Genomic DNA, 19,412 nt, shown 5'->3' on the forward strand with positions numbered 1-19,412 from the left:
TTCAGTGCGCGACGGCGGCGGCGCCGTGCTCGTCGATCAGGTGGCCGGTATAGAAGCGGTCGAGCGCGAATGGCGCGTTCAGCGGATGCGGCTGGTCGCGCGCGATGGTGTGCGCGAACACCCAGCCCGAGCCCGGCGTCGCCTTGAAGCCGCCCGTGCCCCAGCCGCAGTTGAAGTAGAGGCCCTTTACATCGGTCTTGCTGATGATCGGGCAGGCATCCGGCGACACGTCGACGATGCCGCCCCACTGGCGGTTCATCCGCACGCGCGAGAACACCGGGAACATTTCGACGATCGCCTGCAGCGTGCCTTCGATGACCTGGAAGCTGCCGCGCTGGCCGAAACCGGTGTACTGGTCGATGCCCGCGCCGATCACCAGATCGCCCTTGTCGGACTGGCTGATATACGCATGCACCGCGTTCGACATGATCACCGAGTTGACCACCGGCTTGATCGGCTCCGACACCAGCGCCTGCAGCGGATGGCTCTCGATCGGCAGGCGCACGCCTGCCATGTCGGCGAGCGTGGTCGTATTGCCGGCCGCGACCACCGCGACCTTCTTCGCCTTGATAAAGCCCTTCACCGTCTCGACCCCGACGACCGCGCCGCCGTCGCGCCGGATGCCGGTCACCTGGCAGTTCTGGATAATGTCGACGCCCGCGCGATCGGCACCGCGCGCGAAGCCCCACGCGACCGCGTCGTGCCGGGCGACGCCGGCGCGGCGCTGGATCGACGCGCCGAGCACGGGGTAGCGGCTGTTCAGGTTGATCGTCGGTTCGATCTCCTTGATCTGCTGCGGCGTCAGGAACTCGGCGTCGACGCCGTTCAGGCGGTTCGCGTTGACCCGGCGCTCGGTGTCGCGCACGTCCTGCAGCGTGTGCGCCAGGTTCATCACGCCGCGCTGGCTGAACATCACGTTGTAGTTCAGGTCCTGCGACAGCCCTTCCCACAGCTTCATCGCCTTTTCGTAGAGCGCCGCGGATTCGTCCCACAGGTAGTTCGAGCGGACGATCGTGGTGTTGCGCGCGGTGTTGCCGCCGCCGATCCAGCCCTTCTCGAGCACGGCGACGTTGGTGATGCCGTGTTCCTTGGCGAGGTAGTACGCGGTCGCCAGGCCGTGCCCGCCGCCGCCGACGATCACCACGTCATACTCGCGCTTGGGCTCCGGGCTCTTCCATTGCTTCTCCCAGTTCTCGTGATAAGACAGGCCGTTGCGGAACAGACTGAATATCGAATAGCGGCTCATTTTGTGGACCCCTTCCTTAGCATTCAATGACGTTCACGGCCAGGCCGCCGCGCGACGTCTCCTTGTATTTCGTCTTCATGTCGGCGCCGGTCTCGCGCATCGTCTTGATCACCGAATCGAGCGACACGTAGTGCTGGCCGTCGCCCTTCAGCGCCATCCGCGACGCGTTGAGCGCCTTGATCGCGCCCATCGCGTTGCGCTCGATGCATGGGATCTGCACGAGCCCGCCGACCGGATCGCAGGTCATCCCCAGGTTGTGCTCCATGCCGATTTCGGCGGCATTCTCGACCTGATCGGGCGTGCCACCCATCACCGCGGCGAGCGCAGCCGCGGCCATCGAGCACGCAACGCCGACTTCGCCCTGGCAACCGACCTCCGCGCCCGAGATCGACGCGGTCTCCTTGTAGATGATCCCGATCGCGGCCGCGGTCAGCAGGAACTCGACGATGCCGTCCTCGTCCGAGCCGGGCACGAACTTCACGTAGTAGTGGAGCACCGCGGGGATCACGCCAGCCGCACCGTTGGTGGGCGCGGTGACGATGCGGCCGCCGGCCGCGTTTTCTTCGTTGACCGCCATCGCATACAGGTTGACCCAGTCGAGCATCGACAGCGGATCGCGCAGCGATTCCTCGCTACGCGCGCGCAGCCGGCTGTACAGGTCGGCAGCGCGGCGCTTTACGCGCATCGGTCCGGGCAGTTCGCCCTCGACCTTGCAGCCGCGCTCGACACTGGCGGCCATCGTGCGCCAGATGGCGAGCAATCCGGCGCGCACCTCTTCGGCCGGCCGCAGCGCGCATTCGTTGCGCAGCATCAGCCCGGCGATCGACAGCCCGCTGTCGCTGCATGCGCGCATCAGGTCGGCGCCGGTGCGGAACGGATACGGTACCTCCGCCGCCGCGCGTACACCGTTCACGCGATCGCCATCGCGGTTCACGACAAAGCCGCCGCCGATCGAGTAATACTCCTTCTCGACCAGCAACTGGCCTTGCTCGTCGAACGCCTGGAAGCGCATGCCATTGGAATGCACGACGCTGCCCGTGCCGCTCATCAGACGGCGGTAGAAGCTGATATGCTCCTTCTCGTCAAAGCGGATCGCCTGCTTGCCGAGCAGGTTCAGCGACTTCTGCGCGCGGATCGCGGCAAGGCTCGGCTCAATGATGTCCGGCTCGATCCGGTCGGGCAAATGCCCTTCGAGGCCGAGCAGCACGGCCTTGTCGGTGCCGTGGCCCTTGCCGGTCGCGCCGAGCGAGCCGTACAGCTCGACCCGCACGCTGCGCACGAAGCCGAGCAGGTTCGCGTCCTCGACGTGCGACACGAAGCGGCACGCGGCGATCATCGGGCCGACCGTATGCGAACTGGACGGCCCGATGCCGATCTTGAACAGGTCGAAAACACTGACGTTCATCTGACTGCCCCTGTGCTTTTGCGTGGTAGTAGCGTTGTGTGGCAGTACATCAAAACGTAGAATTCCCCGATAGAACAAAAACGGCATCGACGTGGGATGGCACCGCCAGTCGCGGCGCCACGTGCGCCGGAAGTTCGCTTTGCCGATGGTTCCCGTCGGAAAAGCGAAAGCCGGCGGCGTGCCGATCGGCGACGCTGGCTGCGACGGCGCCGGGTTGTGCCCGATCGGCGGCGAGCGCGCCATGGGTGCCGTCCCGTACGCATCCCTGGCGCTCGCCAGCCGACGCTGCCACCCCGCAACCCGCGCCAGACCGCCCCCGCAAGCCTGTCCAGACTGAAGCCGCCATGACATCCGACGTTCCCGTTTCTCCCGTCGCCGAGCCGGCACCGCGGCGCATCCGCTTCGGAATCGTGCTGCTGCCGAACTTCACGCTGACCGCGTTTTCGGGTTTCGTCGACATGCTGCGGCTGTCGGCCGACGACGGCGACTACAGCAAGCCGGTGCGCTGCATGTGGAGCGTGATCGGCAACACGCTGGCGCCGGTGCGCGCGAGCTGCGGGATCCAGGTGGCGCCGTGGGAGACATTCGATGCCGCCGAGCCGTTCGACTACGTGGTCGTCGTCGGCGGGCTGCTGCACTCGGGGCCGCAGGCCGGCCCCGAGACGATCGACTTCATCCGCCGCGCCGCCGGCAGCGGCGCGACGATCGTCGGCATCTGCACGGGGGTGTTTACCCTGATGCGCGCGGGCGTGCTCAACGGGCACCGGGCCTGCGTCAGCTGGTTCCACTACTGGGATTTCATCGAGCGCTTCCCGGCGGTCGATCCGGACCTGCTGATCGCCGACCGGCTGTTCGTGATCGATCGCCGGCGCATCACCTGCTCGGGCGGGCGCGCGTCGATCGACGTCGCCGCCGCCATCCTGCTGCGCCACTTCGATCACGCGACCGTGCAGAAGGCGCTGCGGATCCTGCTCGTCGGCGAGATGCAGAAGGGCAACGCGCCGCAGCCACATCCGCCCGGCCTCGAGCCCGCGACGCACCCGAAGGTCAAGCGCGCGATCCTGCTGATGGAACAGCACGTCGGGCGCGCGCTGCCGCTCGAGGCGCTCGCGTGCAAGCTCGACCTGTCGGCACGGCAGCTGGAGCGGCTGTTCAAGGCGGAGACCGGCAAAAGCCCGCAGGCATTCGCCAAGCATGTGCGGCTACGCACCGCCGCGTGGCTGCTGACGAGCTCGGACCGTACCGTGGCGGACATTGCATTGAGCTGCGGCTTCGCCGACGCATCGCACCTCGGCCGCGAGTTCCGCAAGCAGTTCGGCGTGCCGCCCGCGACCTACCGCGAGCAGGGTGTGCCCGCGGCCGAGCCGGTGCTGCCCGACAGCGATGCCGGCACGATCCCGGAGAACGACGCGATTCCGTGTGGCTGATGCCTCACGCGCAGGCCGGCCTGGTACGGCGGTTCCCAGGGCCTGGCGGGGCAACATATTCCGTTTTCCGGCCCCGTTGCTACCATTCAATGGTTGAAACTTGCAGGCCCGGAAAGGGAGGCAAGCCCCATGCGCTGCGCAAGCTGCGGGTTCGAGAATCCGGCAAGCGCCAAGTTCTGCGAGGAATGTGGCGCCAGGCTTGTGCGCGTCTGCCCCGCCTGCGGGCAAGAAGCGAATGCGAGCGCCAAGTTCTGCAGCGAATGCGGCGCGCCACTGACGCCGCCGACGCCATCGGGCGCGACGCAACCGGTCTCGGCACCGGCCCCCAGCACCCCCATCGACTACACCCCGCCCTATCTGGCCGAGCGCATCCGCGCAGCGCAGGCAGAAATGGAAGCGCGCGGCCCGGCGGACGGCGAGCGCAAGACGGTCACCGCGCTGTTCGCCGACATGGCCGGCTCGACCGCACTGATCCATGACCTCGATCCCGAAGACGCGCGCCGGCTGATCGACCCGGTGCTGGCGCTGATGATGGAGGCCGTGCATCACTATGAGGGCTTTGTCGCCAAGTCGATGGGCGACGGCATCCTGGCACTGTTCGGTGCACCCATCGCCAACGAAGACCATCCGCAGCGGGCCCTGCTGGCGGCGCTGCGCATGCAGGAGGCCATGCGCCAGTACGCGGACGGCGTGCGGGTGGCACAGGGCATCGCGCTGCAGATCCGCGTCGGCATCAACTCCGGCGAAGTGGTGGTGCGCACGATCCGCATCAAGGATTTGCATACCGACTACGACCCGGTTGGCAATTCGATCCACATTGCCTCGCGCATGGAGAGCATCGCGGTGCCCGGCTCCATCGTCGCGAGCGAGCACACCCGCAACCTGACCGAAGGCTATTTCGCGTTCCGGCCCCTCGGCGCGACGCCGATCAAGGGCCTGCGCGAGCCGCTCGCGGTCTTCGAAGTGCTCGGGCTCGGCCCGCTGCGCACCCGGCTGCAGGTGTCGGCCAGCCGCGGGCTGGCGCGTTTTGTCGGCCGCGTCCGCGAGCTCGAGCTGCTGCGCGAGGCGCGCGCACGGGCGCAGGCCGGACATGGCCAGATCGTTGGCGTGGTCGGCGAGCCAGGGGTCGGCAAGTCGCGCCTTTGCCATGAGTTCAAGCTGCTCGCGCCGCGCGATTGCCTGGTGCTCGAAACCTTCTCGGTTTCGCACGGCAAGGCCTATCCGTATCTGCCACTGATCGAGCTGCTGCGCAACTATTGCCAGATCACGGCGCAGGACGATGAGCGCCGGCGGCGCGAGAAGCTCACCGGCAAGCTGCTGACGCTGGACCGTGGCATGGAAGACAGCCTGCCTTATCTGTTCCACCTGCTCGGGGCCGCCGAGCCGGGCTCGGCGCTGGCGCAGATGGACTCCCAGGTCCGCCAGCAGCGCACCTTCGAGGCGATCAAGCGGCTGCTGGTGCGCGAGAGCCTGGCCCAGCCGGTGGAGCTGGTCATGGAAGACCTGCAGTGGCTCGACAGCGAAACCGAGGCCTTTCTGGGCTTCCTGGGCGAGAGCGTGGCCAGCGCCCGCATCCTGCTGCTGGTCAATTTCCGGCCGGAGTACCGGCACGACTGGAGCCGCAAGAGCTACTACACCCAGCTACGCCTGGATCCCCTGGGCGAAGCCGAAGCCCGCGAACTGCTGGGCGCCCTGCTGGGCGATGCCGCCGGCCTGGCTCCGCTCGAGCAGCTGATCCTGGCGCAGACCGAAGGCAATCCGTTCTTTATCGAGGAAGTGGTGCAGGAACTGGTCGAGGGCCAGGTCTTGCGCGGCGAGCGCGGGCATTACCGCCTTGAGCAGGTCCCCGGCAAGCTGCACATCCCGGCCACCGTGCAGGGCGTGCTCGCCGCCCGCATCGATCGCCTCCAGCCAGCGGAGAAGGCGCTGCTGCAGACGCTGGCGGTGATCGGCAAGGTATTTCCCTGGAGCCTGCTCGCGCGCGTGGTCGAGCAGCCGGAGGACACGACGAAGAGCCTGCTGGCGCGGCTGCAGGCCGGCGAATTCATCTACGAGCAGCCGGCATTTCCGGAGGTGCAGTACAGCTTCAAGCATGCGCTGACCCAGGAGGTGACCTACGGCTCGCTGCTGAGCGAGCGGCGCCGTGCACTGCATGAGCGCACCGCCCAGGCGATCGAAGCGCTGTTCAGCGCCCAGCTCGAGGAGCACTGCAGCGAGCTGGCCTATCACTTCAGCCGCAGCGGCAACACGCCGAAGGCGGTGGAATACCTGCACCGCGCCGGACGCCAGGCAGTGCATCGCTCGGCCGACGCCGAGGCGGTCACGCACCTCACCATGGCCCTGGCCTTGCTCGCAACGCTACCCGATGCGCCGGAGCGCGCGCGGCAGGAACTCGCACTCCAGCTCACCCTGGGCCCGGCCTGGATGGCCAACAAGGGCTTCGCTGCCCCGGAAGTGGAAGCCACCTACACGCGCGCGCTGGCGCTGTGCCGGCAGCTCGGGGAGACGGTCCAGCTGTTTCCTGCCCTGCTGGGGCTGCGCACCTATTACACAGTCCATGCCGAACTCCGGACCGCGCGCGAGCTGGCGGAGCAACTGCTTGCGCTGGCCCAACAGGCGCAGGACACCGGGTTGCTCGTCCAGGCGCATCGGGCGTTAGGCGCCAATTTGTCCTATCTCGGCGAACTGACCTCCGCCCGGGCACAGCTGGAGCAGGCCATGGCCCTCTATGATCCCGGCCAGCACCGCTCGCACGGCTTTATTTATGGATTGGAACCCGGCGTGCAGGGCCTGGCCCTGCTCGCCATGGACCTGTGGCTGCTCGGCTATCCGGATCAGGCGTGGGCGCGTAGCCAGGAAGCGCTGGTCCTGACCCAGACCCCTGCCCATCCTTCGGACTCGGCCGATGCCCTGTTGTCCGCCGCCGAGGTGCGGCTGCTGCGCGGCGAAACGCAGCCGGCACAGGATCTCGCACAGGCACTGGTCGCCCTCGCATACGATTACGGCCTGCCGTACGGGCTGGCTTGCGGAACCATCGTCTCTGGCTGGGCACTGGCTGCGCAGGGACGTGCGGCCGAGGGCATGGCGCTGATACAACAGGGCCTGAGCGCATATCGCGCCACCGGGGCCGAGCTATTGCGGACCCATTACCTGGCGATACTGGCCGAGGCCTGCGCAAAGGCCGGTCAAGCCGAGACCGGGCTTGCGACGCTGGCCGAGGCGCTGGCCGTGGCGGACCGAACCGAAGAACGCGTATACGAAGCCGAACTGCACCGGCTCAAGGGGGAGCTCACGCTGATGGTGCCGGCCGGCGAAGGCAATGGGCATGACAGTCAGGGCGAAGCCGAGGCCTGCTTCCTGCGGGCGATTGAAATCGCACGCCGCCAGGGAGCCCATTCTCTCGAACTGCGCGGGGTGATGGCGTTGACCCGGCTGTGGCAGCAGCAAGGCAAGGAGGCTGACGCCTACCGGATGCTGGCCGACAGCTATGGCGGATTCAGCGAAGGCCTGGACACGGCAGACCTGCGGGAAGCCAGGGCGCTGCTTGCCGAACTCGAAGGAAAACAGCAGGGGTAATGCTTCTGGACCGGGCGCAAGCGGTGCGCCCAGTTCCGTCAATCGGCCGGTTTTTTAACTTCCGTACCGGCCGAAGCAGCAATTACACCGACACGGCCGGCGCTGCGACAGGTGCCTTCGCAACCCGCTTCTTCGCGGCCGGCTTCACTGCCGCCTTCTTCGCGACAGCCTTCACTGCCGGCTTGCCGGCAGCGGCCTTCTTCGCAGCCGCCTTCGGGGCGGCGGCCTTGGTGCCCGTTGCCTTCCTGGCGCTGCCGCCCTTGGCCTTCTTCGCAGCAAGCTTTTCCTTTGCGGCTTGCTTTTCGAAACGCACCGCGGCCTTGGCGGCTTCCACTGCCTGGGCGACCTCACGCTTTGCCGCTTCGATTGCCTTCTTCGTGTCGGCGCGCAGTTTCAGCAAGGCCTTCTTCGCTGCCTGGGCTTCGCGTGCGAGCACGCTGGCCTTCTTCGTCGGCACGGCCGACTTCTTTGCGGCAGGCTTGCTCTTGGTGACTGCTGCATTCGCCTGAGTGGTTTTTTTGGTAGCTGCGACCATGTTTATTTCCCGTTAATTGGAGAAGCGCGGAGTATAACCGCTTCGGGCGCCTTGACCAAAAGCGATCTGCTAATTGGAGGGCTGCAGACGCAAGCATGCAGCGCCCTGTATTGGGCGCGCCGGCATAACGGCGGACCACCGCACGGAATAAAAAAACGGGGCGGACACGCCAGCGTGCCGCCCCGGATGATTGCCGCCTGTCCGCTTTTGGGGCGGTCTTTTGGGGCGGTCTTTTGGGGCGGTCTAGCGAGCCGCTGTCGCCTTCGGCGCAACGGCGTTTGGCGAGGTCTGGGCCGATGCGTTGCGCAGTTCGGGTGCCGATGCCAGGGCGGCCTGCAACTGCTTGAGGGCATCCTCGCTGGCGCGGTGCGCCGACAGGGCAAAATTGCGCTTGAATTCCGAGAATTCCGCCTTGCCGACACCGCGCACTTCCTTCTTCAGCACGACGGCACCGGCAAGATCGGTCACGGTGCAGGTCAGCGTGACCGAGAATTGCGTCGGCGGCCACGTCAGCGCGCTCTCGGACGACGAGTCGGTAACCATCTCCGGCGTCACGATATAGCTGACCTGGCCACTGCGGATGGCGGCCTCGTCATTGGGCGCCTTCAGCTTGCTGACATGGGCAAAGACATTGGAAAGCGTCGAATACAGCGGCAATTCGATATCGCGGTATGGGAAATAGCTGACCTTGTCGCCGCCGCCTCCTGGCGTAATGACTTCCTTCTCACGCAATGCGGCGGGAATGACATAGCCGACATTCTTGTCAATTTTCTGTGCCACCTGTTCCGAGGGCGCGGATTTTTCCGTCGCCATGACGATCGGATGCGCACAGCCGGCAAGTACCGCGGCGCTCGCCAGCACGGCGCCGATTTGAACCAATGACCGCATTGCTGATTCCTTTCTCGTTATTTAAGAGCGTTGATGAAATCCGGATCCGCATAGAGGCTGGCCAGCAGCGTTTGCACGGAAATGCTGTACTCCTGCACCGCGCGCGGAATGGCAATGGCGGCGGCGAATGAGGATTCCCATTCGCGCCGGGCGGACTTGACGCGGTCGTAGCGCACCGCGCCGCCCTTCTTCACGACAAAGCGGGCCTCGATGGTGCCGGTGCCGGTTGCGATGGCGGGGTCGACCTGGTTTTTCAGCAGCGTTCCCGTAATCTCGATATCCGAGTCAGGAGCGAGCTTGCCGGCCATGGTCAGCTCGCGCGTGATCGCTTCGGACAGGTATGCCGAAAACGTACCGCCATAAGGCGAGCGCATGGTATTGGCGCGCAGCGGTATCGGATTGGGATTTGCCGTGCCCTGCACGGCATCGAAGGCGCCGACCCGGGCTTTGCCGGCACCGCTGCCCTTCAACGCCTGCACGTTGTCGATGGACGGGGTATAGGCGGGTGCCACGACGGCACAGCCGGAGACGACCACAGCCAGCGCGGACAGCGCCAGCGACGAGAGAAAACGACCCACGGAGCTACCCTCTTATTTTGTTGTTATGGATGATTGCCAGGCGAACCTTGCCCCGCCGCGGCTATTGGATGCGGCGCCGCTTTCCCAGGGCGGCGCACTGGCAATTTACCTCAAGCGTCGCCCTGTTGGCAGACTATGCGGATGCCCCGATCATCGGCACGTTGTGAACGGATTACACCCTTCTTCGGGAGGGTGGATGGCGGCGACGGGTGATTGCGCACAGCGCCGACGTCAATCCCGGCCAGGCGGCCGATGAAGCTGACATCCTGGCGGCGACAGATGAGTTTCGGGGCGGAAAGCAGCGGCCGGCGCGCCTGTTCCAGGTGAATCAGCTAAGCCTGTTCAAGCGCGCATGGTGGTAGTTGCCCAGGCCGCGCCGTCATTGGTCACAGCATTGCGGCTGAGAACAACAGACCGCACACCGGCTAGCCACCAGCGGGCGCCGCGTCCTCAGTCGGCTGCCTGCCGCGCAGGGATAGCATCCTGAGCGTCGAAGCATGCAGCCGCTCCCAATGGAGCCGCCATGTTGGTTTCAGCGCGGCGCCAGGCGACGGGAACGGCTGCGCCGCCTCCGTATCGGCTGCCGCATCCGCTTTCAGCGTGGGCTGCGCGAAGACGGCGTGTCCGCTGTACTGGGCCAGCAGTTCCTCGCGACTGACGTCGAGAACCCCACCGCCCCAACCTGGCAGGGCGACGATAAACCGTCCGTATTGGCAGCGCTGCAGCAGTACGCACGGCCAGTTCTTGCCCAGCAACAGGATGGCCGGCAGCGAGGTGTCCGGAATATCGTCGAGGTCCTGCTCGACCAGCCTGGTCGACAAGCCGGTACGCGCCGCCGCCGCGCAGAGCAGCGGCAACGTCAGGCGCTGCCCCTCCAGCAGCAGTCCTTCCAGTAAGACCTCGGACGGAATCGGCTGCTGCAAGGTCCGGTTCAGCAACAGCAGGCAGCCTAGCATGGGATCATCCGCGCCCGTCAGCTGCATTGCGGCAGGAGATTCCCAGCGGTCGGCAATGCAATACAGGTGGGAAGTGCCGGGATGCTCGGTGGGGAGCGTCCTGGGTTGCTGTGTTCGCCGCCATGGCGCTGATGCAACTTCTATGTCTTGTGCCGGCGCCTCGCATAGCGCAAGGCCCGCCGGCGCGTGGCGGCGGCGCGAATTTCGCTCACCCATGATTTCCCCCCGGTTTCAGTGGTGTGATCGTTACTGCAAGCGTAGTGCACGGGGGCGCGCGTGCCCATCGTGCAAACGGCCTAGTGTCCGCCGCGCAAGGCTGATTGAGGATTGAGACGCTCGTTTGGCTTGCATTAGGGCTACGCCCCTCTTAAGAGGGTATATCCAACGCCAAACACATAAGCGCAATATGAGCGAAGACGAATTCGTTCACCAATTCGTCTTTCCCAATGCCCGCTCTACGTAGCGGGCGCTTTTTTCGGGGGTGTACCCTACAGACAGTGGGAGACAAAAATGCATACGCGAATCATTCGCGTTTTGCCAGCCGAATCAGGGTGGGCACTCGAAACAGAAGGTCTTGTCGAAAGGCCCCAGCGATTTTCCTCTCTTGAAGCGGCAATAGCGGCTGGATGGGACCGAGCCAAACGCGAACAATGCGAACTGCACATCCACCGTCAAGACGGCACGGTGCGCTTGCGCAGCGGTTTCGCAGAGGAATCCGCTAGCGGACACGGCTGATGCGCGGCCAGCCGCCACTCTGATGCGACCCATCCTGACGCAATCGGGCTCGCTGCGTCGACTCAAGCCGCCATTGAATTCAGTCTGGCCACCGCGGACGACGCTGTTCCACAAACGCTGCAATCCCTTCCCGCGCACCACTGGTCGCGGCCACCTGACAAAACGTATCGACCGCATAGGACACACCGCGCCGATAGTCACTGTCCACGGCCCGGTGAAACGCCGCCCGCCCGATGGTCATCGCACTACGCGATTTGGCTGCCAACGCCTGCGCCAGCGCCCGGGCCTCCGCCAGCACCTGATGCTCGGGTATTACGCGGTTGACGAGGTGCAACGTCATGGCTTCCTCGGCACTGAACGCACGCCCGGTGAACAGCAGGTCGAACGCGACGTGCCGGCCAACGATGCGCGGCAGGTGCGTGAAGTGAATTCGATTTCCCGTGCCTGCGCCGAGCATGCAACGATCCCTGCGCGGCTCGCGGTCGGGTCCTAGCGGAGAGCCGACGCGGCGCGACCCGCCAACGTGATCTCCGCTCTACCGAACGCCGCTCGCATCTGACGAATTCCGACACCTGTTCCCGTCTCAGTTGCTAATCTGGATTGACCGTTCTTGGCGAGAGCATCCAGGAGGCCAGCATGCAACTTTCCGACGACCAGCCGCAAGGCGGCAGCCCACCGGTGGGCAAGGCGCTGGTGCACCTGAGGATCAACGGCACCGAGCATGCACTGACGCTGGAGCCACGCACGTCGTTGCTCGATGCCCTGCGGGAATATCTCCGGCTGACCGGATCGAAGAAAGGGTGCAACCAGGGGGCCTGCGGCGCCTGCACGGTGCTGGTGGACGGCAACCGCATCCTCGCTTGCCTGGCGCTGGCCATCCAATATGAAGGGCGCGAGATCACCACCATCGAGGGCCTTGCGGACAAGGGGGCGTTGCACCCGCTGCAGGCCGCCTTTATCGAGCGCGACGGCTTCCAGTGTGGCTATTGCACCTCCGGGCAGATCTGCTCGGCGATCGGCATGCTGGACGAATTCCGCCGCGGCCTGCCGAGCGCCGTCTCGGCAGATATGACCGGTGGCCCACACGCCCTGACCGACGAGGAAATCAAGGAACGCATGAGCGGCAATCTTTGCCGGTGCGGTGCCTATGTCGGAATTTGCGAGGCGATTCGAGACGCCGCGGGGGACACAGCGGGCGAGCCAGGGGCCGCGCCATGAAGAACTTCGCCTATGAAAAGGCCGCGGATGCACAGTCCGCGCTGCAACTGTTGGCCCGCCATCACAATGCCAGGCTCCTCGGCGGCGGCACCAACCTGGTGGACCTGATGCGGGAGAACATCGAGCAGCCCGACGCGCTGATCGATGTTTCCGGCCTGCCGCTGGACCGGATCGAGGCCTCCGCCGATGGTGGCCTGGTGATCGGCGCGGCGATGAAGAACACGGCGGTGGCCCTGGACCGGGTAGTGCGCGAACGCTATCCGTTGCTGGCGCAGGCAATCCTCTTCGGCGCCTCCGGCCAGATCCGCAATATGGCGACGGTGGCCGGCAACCTGATGCAGCGGACCCGCTGCCTCTACTTCTACGACGGCGCCGCGGCGTGCAACAAGCGCGAACCGGGCTCCGGCTGCGATGCCATCGACGGCTTCAACCGGATGCATGCGATCCTGGGCGCTTCGGCACACTGTATCGCCACGCACCCTTCCGATATGTGCGTCGCGCTGGCTGCACTGGACGCGATGGTCAACGTGCTCGGACCGGACGGCGAGCGCTCGGTGCCGCTGGTGGATTTTCACCGGCTGCCGGGCGATACGCCGCATATCGAGACTGAGCTTCGCCCGGACGAGCTGATTACCAGGATCGCCATTCCGCCGCTGCCGTTCGCCAGGCATTCGCTGTACCGGAAGGTGCGCGACAGGGCCAGCTATGCGTTCGCGCTGGTCAGCGTGGCGGCGGCGATAGAGGTGGAGGATGGCAAGGTGAAGAACGTACGCCTGGCCCTGGGCGGCGTGGCACACAAACCGTGGCGGGCCTTCGAGGCAGAGCGCACGCTGGTCGGGGCTGCCGCCGATACCGAGAGCTTCACGCGGGCCGCCGAAGCGGAACTTGCCCCGGCGCAGGGCCTGGCTCACAACGCCTTCAAGATCGAACTGGCAAAGCGCACCATCGTCGGCGTGCTCGGCGAACTGGCGGACCGGGCCTGACGCTGACCAGGCCCAAGCCCAAGCCCAAGCCCAAGCCCAAGCCCAAGCCCAAGCGAGACCATAGCGGAGAACGATCATGGGCGTACTGCAGAAGATCATCGAAACGGTCGTCCAGTTCGTGCCGGACAAGGCGCCCGATCCGCTGATCCACAGCCACGGGCACCTGGGCAGGCCGATGAGCCGCGTTGACGGACCGGCGAAGGTCAGGGGCCAGGCGCGCTTCACCGCAGAATTCCAGCCCGACCACCTGGCGCATGCCGTCCTCGTCCACAGCACGATCCCCAAAGGGAGAATCGTTGCCATCGACGCCGCTGCTGCGCAGGGCAGCCCCGGCGTCATCGCCATCGTCACGCATCAGAACGCGCCGCGGATGAAGAACCCGCCGCTGATGAACATGATGCATATGGACCGGGGCTTCGCCGCCAGCGAGCTGTCGATCATGCAGGACGACGCCGTGCGCTGGGACGGGCAGCCGGTCGCGGTGGTGGTGGCGGAAACGCTGGAGCAGGCAGAACACGCGGCGTGGCTGGTACGCGTGCAATACGACACCGAGCAGGCCATCACCTCATTCGAGGCGGAGAAGCCCCGGGCCATCGTGCCGTCCGCCATCCTCAGCGAAGAACCCGAAGTCAGCAAGGGGAATGCGGACAAGGCGCTTGCCGAGGCGCACGTCAAGGTCGACCACCTCTACCGGACGCCTCCGCACAACCACAACGCCATCGAGCCGCATGCGACCATCGCCGCATGGGATGACAGCAACCATCTCACGGTCTACGACGCCACGCAGTTCGTCAACGGGTACAAGCACGCCCTCGCCTCGGTCTTTCACCTGCGCACGGACGATGTCCGGGTCATCGCGCCGTTTGTCGGCGGCGGCTTTGGCGGCAAGGCCGCGCTGTGGAACCACACCGTGCTGTGCGTGGCGGCCGCAAAGATTGCCGGCAGACCCGTCAAGCTGGCGCTGTCCCGCGAAGGTGTCTTCCGCATCGTCGGCGGCCGCACCCCGTCCGAGCAGCGCGTGGCCCTGGGCGCCAACGAGGATGGCAGGCTCACCGCGCTGATCCACACCGGCATCACCGCGACCACGACCCACGCCAATTACCCCGAGCAGTTTTCCTTCACCGCGCGGCACCTGTACGCCGCGGCCAATACGTTTATCGGGCAGAAGGTGGTCAACCTGGATACCGTCGCCAATAGCTGGATGCGCGCGCCAGGGGAATCGATCGGCACCTTTGCGCTGGAATCGGCCATCGACGAACTCGCCTACGCGCTGAAGATCGATCCGATCGAACTGCGCCGCATCAATGAACCGAAGAAGGACCCGACCAAGGACACCGAGTTTTCCTGCAGGAACCTGCTGGAGGCCTACCAGCAAGGCGCCGACCGTTTCGGCTGGAACGAACGGCCCGCCGCGCCGCGCTCGCAGCGCGACGGCAAGTGGTGGATCGGCCAGGGCGTGGCCACGGCCTACTATCCGGTCTACCGGTTCCAGGCCGCCGCACGCGTGCTGATCAATGTGGATGGCACCGCGGCAGTCGAGGTGGCGGCCCATGAAATGGGGATGGGGATGGCGACGGTGCAACTGCAGCACGCGGCCGACCGGCTCGGCTTGCCGATCGACAAGGTGTCTTTTATCTACGGCGATTCCGCCATGCCTGATTCGCCGATCCTGGCCGGCGGCTCCAGCCAGACCACCAGCATCGCCGCGGCGGTGCAGGCGGCGGTGGAAAAGGCGCACCGGGAATTGGTGGCACTGGCGGGCAGCGACTCACCGCTTGCCGGCGCCAGGGGGCATATCGAAGCGCGCAATGGCGGCCTCTACCGCATCGGCGACGACAGCCAGGGGGAAAGCTACAGCGCGATCCTGCGGCGCGCCGGCCGCGACTACGTGGAAGCGGAAGAGAAGTCCGGCATGCCGCTGGAGTTCATCAAGTACTCGATGGCGTCTTACGGCGCACAGTTCTGCGAGGTGCGCGTCAACGATGAATCCGGCGAGGTGCGCGTATCACGCTGGCTGGGTGCGTTCGATTGCGGCCGCATCCTGAACCCCAAGACCGCCACCAGCCAGTTCCGCGGCGGCATCGTGATGGGCATTGGCATGGCGCTGGCGGAGGAAACGTACTTCGACGAGCGCAAAGGCAGGATCATGAACCGGTCGCTCGCCGAGTACCACATTCCGGTGCACCTGGACATCCCGCATATCGACATCGTCTACACCGATATCCCGGACGAGCATTCGCCGCTGGGCGCGCACGGGGTTGGCGAGATCGGCATTACCGGCGCCGCTGCGGCCGTCGCCAATGCCGTGTTTCATGCGACCGGCAAGCGGGTGCGCGATCTGCCGATCACGCTGGACAAGCTGCTTTAGGTTATTGGGCCGGTCCCCGCCACTACTGTCATCCCCGCGCACGCGGGGACGACGGGTCAGCTCAGCCCCAGCCGCTCCAGCGTCCCGGCCAGCCCCAACAACTCGACCATGGTCTTGCCTTCGGCCAGTTGGCGGCGCATCCAGTCTTCCTTCTCTTCCCGCTCGGCACTTTTCGCCAGCACGGCCTCGACCCCGGCGGCGGCTACCACCACCAGTCCGTCGCGGTCCCCGACCACGATATCGCCGGGCGAGATCGACACACCGGCAAAGCACACCGGCACATGGACCTTGCCAGGCTGGTTCTTGTTGGTGCCCTTGATCGACAACCCGCGGCAGAACACCGGGAAGCCCGTTTCGACAATGGCATTGCCGTCGCGCACGGCGCCGTGGATCACCAGGCCGGCCAGGCCGATATGCTGCGCGGGGCTTCAGGCGGCCGTCGAGCGCGCCCTTCTGGCCCTGGGCTTCATGGATGGTGATATCGCCTTTGTGCCGGTCACCGGGCTCAAGGGCACCGCAACCATCGTTGCCGTCACGCGCAAGGACGACGACAGCGCGCTGGTGCCGTCATTTCCGGGTGCGCTAAACGCACAAGCCGGCTGAGCGGGCCCGCCGCCAGGTACTACAATGGGCACATACAAAAAGAAGACCCTCCTACGTGCGCCACATGAATCACTTCGCGGTTCGCAAAGCCGTTAAGCGACCGGCTTCCCTGATCGTCACCGCGAGCCTCGTGCTCGTCTGCATGATCGCCGCGCTCGGTACGCTCGCCCTGCTGCAGATGCGCCGGGATGCCCTCGACAATGCCACGGAGGCGTCGGCCAACCTGGCGCTGACGCTGGAGCGCAGCATCACCCGCAACCTGCAGATCCATGAGCTGGCCATCAGCGGCGTGTTCGAAGCCATGCACGATCCGGCCATCATGGCGCAGCCTGCCGCGCTGCGTCAGCGCCTGCTGTTCGACCGCTCCATCAATGCGGAGGACATGGGCTCGCTGCTGGTCACCGATGGCAACGGCAAGCTGGTGCTCGACTCGCAACAATGGCCGCCGCGGCCGGTCAACGTGTCTGACCGTGATTACTTCCAGGCCCACCGCAATGCCACTGACGCCGGACTGTTCCTGAGCCGGCCGTTCCAGCCGCGGCTGACGCCGGAAAACAAGTCCATCGGCATCAGCCGCCGGCTCTCGGCGCCGGATGGCAGCTTTGCCGGCATCGTCGTCGGCACCCTGCGCCTGCAGTACTTCCGCAAGCTGTTCGACGGCGTGAGCCTGGGCGAGGGTGGCACGCTGACGCTGCTGCGCACGGACGGCACCATCATCATGCGCCGGCCGTACGAAGCGGAATCGATCGGGCGCGACATCTCCGGCAGTGCTTCCTTTGCGCCGCTGCTGCAGGGGACGCAGGGTTCGTTTATCGGCGTCGCGGCCGTCGACGGCGTGCAGCGGCTCTACAGCTTCCGGCGCATCCCGGGCTTCCCGCTGATTGTGGTGGTGGGACGTGCGACCCACGACGTGCTCGCTGCCTGGTATCGGCGGGCCTGGCTGTTCGGCGCGCTGATTGCCGCGATGGACGCCGCGATCATCGCGCTGTCGGTGTCGCTGGCGCGCCAGTGGCGCCGCCGCGCGGAGATGGAAGAACACCTGCGCTGGATGGTCAATACCGATGGCCTGACCGGGCTCGGCAGCCGGCGCGCACTCGACGATGCCGCCGACATGGAATGGCGCCGTGCGCGCCGGCACGGCCAGCCGCTGTCGCTGCTGATGCTCGACGTCGACCACTTCAAGCAGTTCAACGACCGCTACGGCCACCAGGCCGGCGACGACGCGCTGGCCGCGGTGGGTGCCTGCATCCAGCGGCATGTGCGCCGGCCCGGCGACTATGCGGGCCGCTATGGCGGCGAGGAGTTCGCCATCCTGCTGCCCGACACCGACACGGCGGGGGCGGCAGCGCTCGCCGAAACCGTGCGCGCGGCAGTCGAAGCACTGCGGATCCCGAATGCGGCCGGCGTCGACGGGCAACTGACGGTGAGCATCGGCGTGGTGACCGACACCAATCGCCCCGGCAGCGAAAGAGCGTTCGGCGAGCTGCGCGCGTTCCTTCGCGCCGGCGATGAAGCGCTCTACCTGGCCAAGCGCTCCGGGCGCAACTGCGTGGCGACGTTCAGCGCCATGGCGCCGGCGCTGGCGTCCTGAGTCCCCTGCTGCACCCTGTCCGGCGCGGCGCGTGCCGCGGGCTGCGCCCGCCTATGGTTATGCGCAGAGCTTAGTTGTGCAGCCGGCACGCGTTGGCTATGGTGGAAATGCAAGCCATCGGCGCGTGCCGCGCACCACGCGCAACAACACGCACAACACGCACAGGGGAGGGGTTATGGACCTGCTCGACTGGATCACCGCGATCGCCACCGTCGTCCTGGTATTCGCGGCGCTGCGTTATCCGATCTACCCGCCCGGTATGTACGGGAAAGGACGCGACCGGACCTGAGGCGCCAGACCACGGTCACTCATCGAGATCGCAGACACAGTGGCGACCTTACAGCGTTTCACGTTTGGGCGCTTCGGCCACCTGTACATTGGCCAGATGCAACGACTCCAGGCCTTCAAGTTCGAACTGATGCCGCGCGGTGAGCAGCAGCGCGACATGCGCCGATTCGCCGGATCGCGTTGCAGCCTGTGGAGAGTCGGTGCAGTCGGGCCGCTCGGTGAAGCAGGAACCCACCGCAGCGACTGCGCAACGCATCGCGTAGCGCCGAAGGAATCCCCTCCCTTTTCCGCCGTCAGGCAGTGGCCGCAGGCCGAAGGAGGGGAGGATGTCAATCCTTCCGTGCCGCACGCGTGCGAGCCGCCTTGCGAGCCGCTTCGGAGCGACCCGAAGCCCCCTTGGTGCTCGCCGCCTTCTTCGCGGCAGCCGAACGATCGGAGGCAGTGCGCTTGCTGGCCGCGCTCTTGGCCTGCGCCGACAGCGCCTTGGGCGATGCGCCGGCGGTGCTCTCGCGCTTGAGTGCCTTGAGCGCAGCCTGGGAGCGCTTGGCCGTGCTTTCCGAACTGGCCCGCCGCGGTGCAGCCTTGGCGGCGGCGGCTTTGGCGGCGGCGGCCTTGGTTTCCGCCTTGGTCGCCCCCTTCTTCGGCGGCACATCCACGCCAGCGCGGCGGGCCTCCGACAGCCCGATCGCTATGGCCTGCTTGGCAGAGCGCACGCCGTGCTTGCCCTTGCGCACGGCTTCGATCTCGTCGCGAACGAAATGGCCGGCCTGGGTGGTCGGCGCCTTGCCTTCTCTCTTGTCTGCCCTCGCTTGGGCTATGCTCGATGCCCTTGGCATGGTCGTCTCCATGACAGCCGCGGTCATCCGGCCTGGGCCATGGCAGATGCATGTCCCGCGGCGCTGATCAGGGCCCGCCATCTGCCGGCGGGTTGATATGACATTCCACGCAAAGGTCGTTCCAGGCTTGCCAACCGTGCAGTCACCGCCGCTCACAGAGGCGCCAATAGTATTTGCGC

Annotated in this window: 17 protein-coding genes and 2 pseudogenes; 10 read left to right on the forward strand and 9 right to left on the reverse strand. The window is 66.2% G+C overall.

What is annotated here, in order from left to right:
• Window position 1: 1 nt before the first annotated feature.
• Both AB1I47_RS20100 and AB1I47_RS20105 read right to left on the reverse strand, forming a co-directional pair.
• A complete protein-coding gene (locus tag AB1I47_RS20100; protein WP_354685488.1) occupies window positions 2–1,246 on the reverse strand; it encodes a sarcosine oxidase subunit beta family protein in 1,245 nt (414 codons plus the stop codon).
• A gap of 16 nt (window positions 1,247–1,262) precedes the next feature.
• A complete protein-coding gene (locus AB1I47_RS20105) occupies window positions 1,263–2,651 on the reverse strand; it encodes an L-serine ammonia-lyase (protein WP_354685489.1) in 1,389 nt (462 codons plus the stop codon).
• Window positions 2,652–2,995: 344 nt separating this feature from the next.
• On the opposite strand from AB1I47_RS20105, the gene AB1I47_RS20110 reads away from it, so the two are divergent.
• Both AB1I47_RS20110 and AB1I47_RS20115 read left to right on the forward strand, forming a co-directional pair.
• The gene (locus AB1I47_RS20110; RefSeq protein WP_354685490.1) at window positions 2,996–4,078 is read left to right on the forward strand and encodes a GlxA family transcriptional regulator; all 1,083 of its coding nucleotides are present in this window, start codon (window positions 2,996–2,998) and stop codon (window positions 4,076–4,078) included.
• Window positions 4,079–4,207: 129 nt separating this feature from the next.
• A complete protein-coding gene (locus tag AB1I47_RS20115) occupies window positions 4,208–7,654 on the forward strand; it encodes an adenylate/guanylate cyclase domain-containing protein (protein WP_354685491.1) in 3,447 nt (1,148 codons plus the stop codon).
• Window positions 7,655–7,736: 82 nt separating this feature from the next.
• Here AB1I47_RS20115 and AB1I47_RS20120 read toward each other — a convergent pair whose 3' ends face one another.
• The 3 genes from AB1I47_RS20120 to AB1I47_RS20130 all read right to left on the reverse strand — a co-directional run bounded on the left by AB1I47_RS20120 (window position 7,737) and on the right by AB1I47_RS20130 (window position 9,655).
• Window positions 7,737–8,189, reverse strand: coding sequence for a fumarate hydratase (locus AB1I47_RS20120; RefSeq protein WP_354685492.1), 453 nt, complete (start codon window positions 8,187–8,189; stop codon window positions 7,737–7,739).
• A gap of 243 nt (window positions 8,190–8,432) precedes the next feature.
• A complete protein-coding gene (locus AB1I47_RS20125; RefSeq protein WP_354685493.1) occupies window positions 8,433–9,077 on the reverse strand; it encodes a hypothetical protein in 645 nt (214 codons plus the stop codon).
• 17 nt (window positions 9,078–9,094) lie between these two features.
• Window positions 9,095–9,655: a hypothetical protein gene (locus AB1I47_RS20130; RefSeq protein ID WP_354685494.1), complete on the reverse strand. Its 561-nt coding sequence runs from the start codon at window positions 9,653–9,655 to the stop codon at window positions 9,095–9,097.
• Window positions 9,656–9,864: 209 nt separating this feature from the next.
• Between AB1I47_RS20130 and AB1I47_RS20135 the strand changes: the two genes are divergently transcribed.
• Window positions 9,865–10,017, forward strand: a complete 153-nt coding sequence (locus tag AB1I47_RS20135; RefSeq protein ID WP_354685495.1) for a hypothetical protein — start codon at window positions 9,865–9,867, stop codon at window positions 10,015–10,017.
• A 63-nt stretch (window positions 10,018–10,080) separates the two neighbouring features.
• Here AB1I47_RS20135 and AB1I47_RS20140 read toward each other — a convergent pair whose 3' ends face one another.
• Entirely contained in the window at window positions 10,081–10,611 is a 531-nt protein-coding gene (locus tag AB1I47_RS20140) for a cysteine peptidase family C39 domain-containing protein (protein WP_354685496.1), read from the reverse strand.
• A gap of 510 nt (window positions 10,612–11,121) precedes the next feature.
• Here AB1I47_RS20140 and AB1I47_RS20145 point away from each other — a divergent pair.
• On the forward strand, window positions 11,122–11,346 hold the full coding sequence (locus AB1I47_RS20145; RefSeq protein ID WP_354685497.1) for a DUF2188 domain-containing protein: 225 nt from the start codon (window positions 11,122–11,124) through the stop codon (window positions 11,344–11,346).
• A 79-nt stretch (window positions 11,347–11,425) separates the two neighbouring features.
• Here AB1I47_RS20145 and AB1I47_RS20150 read toward each other — a convergent pair whose 3' ends face one another.
• Window positions 11,426–11,803, reverse strand: coding sequence for an enoyl-CoA hydratase/isomerase family protein (locus AB1I47_RS20150; RefSeq protein ID WP_354685498.1), 378 nt, complete (start codon window positions 11,801–11,803; stop codon window positions 11,426–11,428).
• Between the two features lie 179 nt (window positions 11,804–11,982).
• Between AB1I47_RS20150 and AB1I47_RS20155 the strand changes: the two genes are divergently transcribed.
• The 3 genes from AB1I47_RS20155 (at window position 11,983) to AB1I47_RS20165 (ending at window position 15,915) form a co-directional block, all read left to right on the forward strand.
• Window positions 11,983–12,564, forward strand: a complete 582-nt coding sequence (locus tag AB1I47_RS20155; protein WP_354685499.1) for a 2Fe-2S iron-sulfur cluster-binding protein — start codon at window positions 11,983–11,985, stop codon at window positions 12,562–12,564.
• A complete protein-coding gene (locus AB1I47_RS20160) occupies window positions 12,561–13,547 on the forward strand; it encodes an FAD binding domain-containing protein (protein ID WP_354685500.1) in 987 nt (328 codons plus the stop codon). Before AB1I47_RS20155 ends, AB1I47_RS20160 begins: the two co-directional genes overlap by 4 nt.
• A gap of 76 nt (window positions 13,548–13,623) precedes the next feature.
• Window positions 13,624–15,915 carry a xanthine dehydrogenase family protein molybdopterin-binding subunit gene (locus tag AB1I47_RS20165; RefSeq protein WP_354685501.1) on the forward strand — a complete coding sequence of 764 codons (2,292 nt, stop codon included), beginning with the start codon at window positions 13,624–13,626 and terminating at the stop codon, window positions 15,913–15,915.
• A 56-nt stretch (window positions 15,916–15,971) separates the two neighbouring features.
• Here the strand turns inward: AB1I47_RS20165 and AB1I47_RS20170 are convergent.
• Window positions 15,972–16,337 (reverse strand): annotated as a pseudogene (locus AB1I47_RS20170) (RraA family protein); the annotation flags it as partial.
• 46 nt (window positions 16,338–16,383) lie between these two features.
• On the opposite strand from AB1I47_RS20170, the gene AB1I47_RS20175 reads away from it, so the two are divergent.
• The 3 genes and pseudogenes from AB1I47_RS20175 to AB1I47_RS20185 form a co-directional block, all read left to right on the forward strand.
• Window positions 16,384–16,518 carry a hypothetical protein gene (locus tag AB1I47_RS20175; protein WP_354685502.1) on the forward strand — a complete coding sequence of 45 codons (135 nt, stop codon included), beginning with the start codon at window positions 16,384–16,386 and terminating at the stop codon, window positions 16,516–16,518.
• Window positions 16,519–16,582: 64 nt separating this feature from the next.
• On the forward strand, window positions 16,583–18,109 hold the full coding sequence (locus AB1I47_RS20180) for a sensor domain-containing diguanylate cyclase (RefSeq protein ID WP_354685503.1): 1,527 nt from the start codon (window positions 16,583–16,585) through the stop codon (window positions 18,107–18,109).
• 385 nt (window positions 18,110–18,494) lie between these two features.
• Window positions 18,495–18,575: pseudogene (locus AB1I47_RS20185) on the forward strand (helix-turn-helix domain-containing protein); the annotation flags it as partial.
• 151 nt (window positions 18,576–18,726) lie between these two features.
• On the opposite strand, the gene AB1I47_RS20190 reads toward AB1I47_RS20185, so the two are convergent.
• Window positions 18,727–19,233, reverse strand: a complete 507-nt coding sequence (locus AB1I47_RS20190) for a DUF6496 domain-containing protein (RefSeq protein ID WP_354685525.1) — start codon at window positions 19,231–19,233, stop codon at window positions 18,727–18,729.
• Window positions 19,234–19,412 lie beyond the last annotated feature (179 nt).

Source organism: Cupriavidus necator (genome assembly GCF_040578825.1).
Taxonomy (GTDB): Bacteria; Pseudomonadota; Gammaproteobacteria; order Burkholderiales; family Burkholderiaceae; genus Cupriavidus; species Cupriavidus necator_E.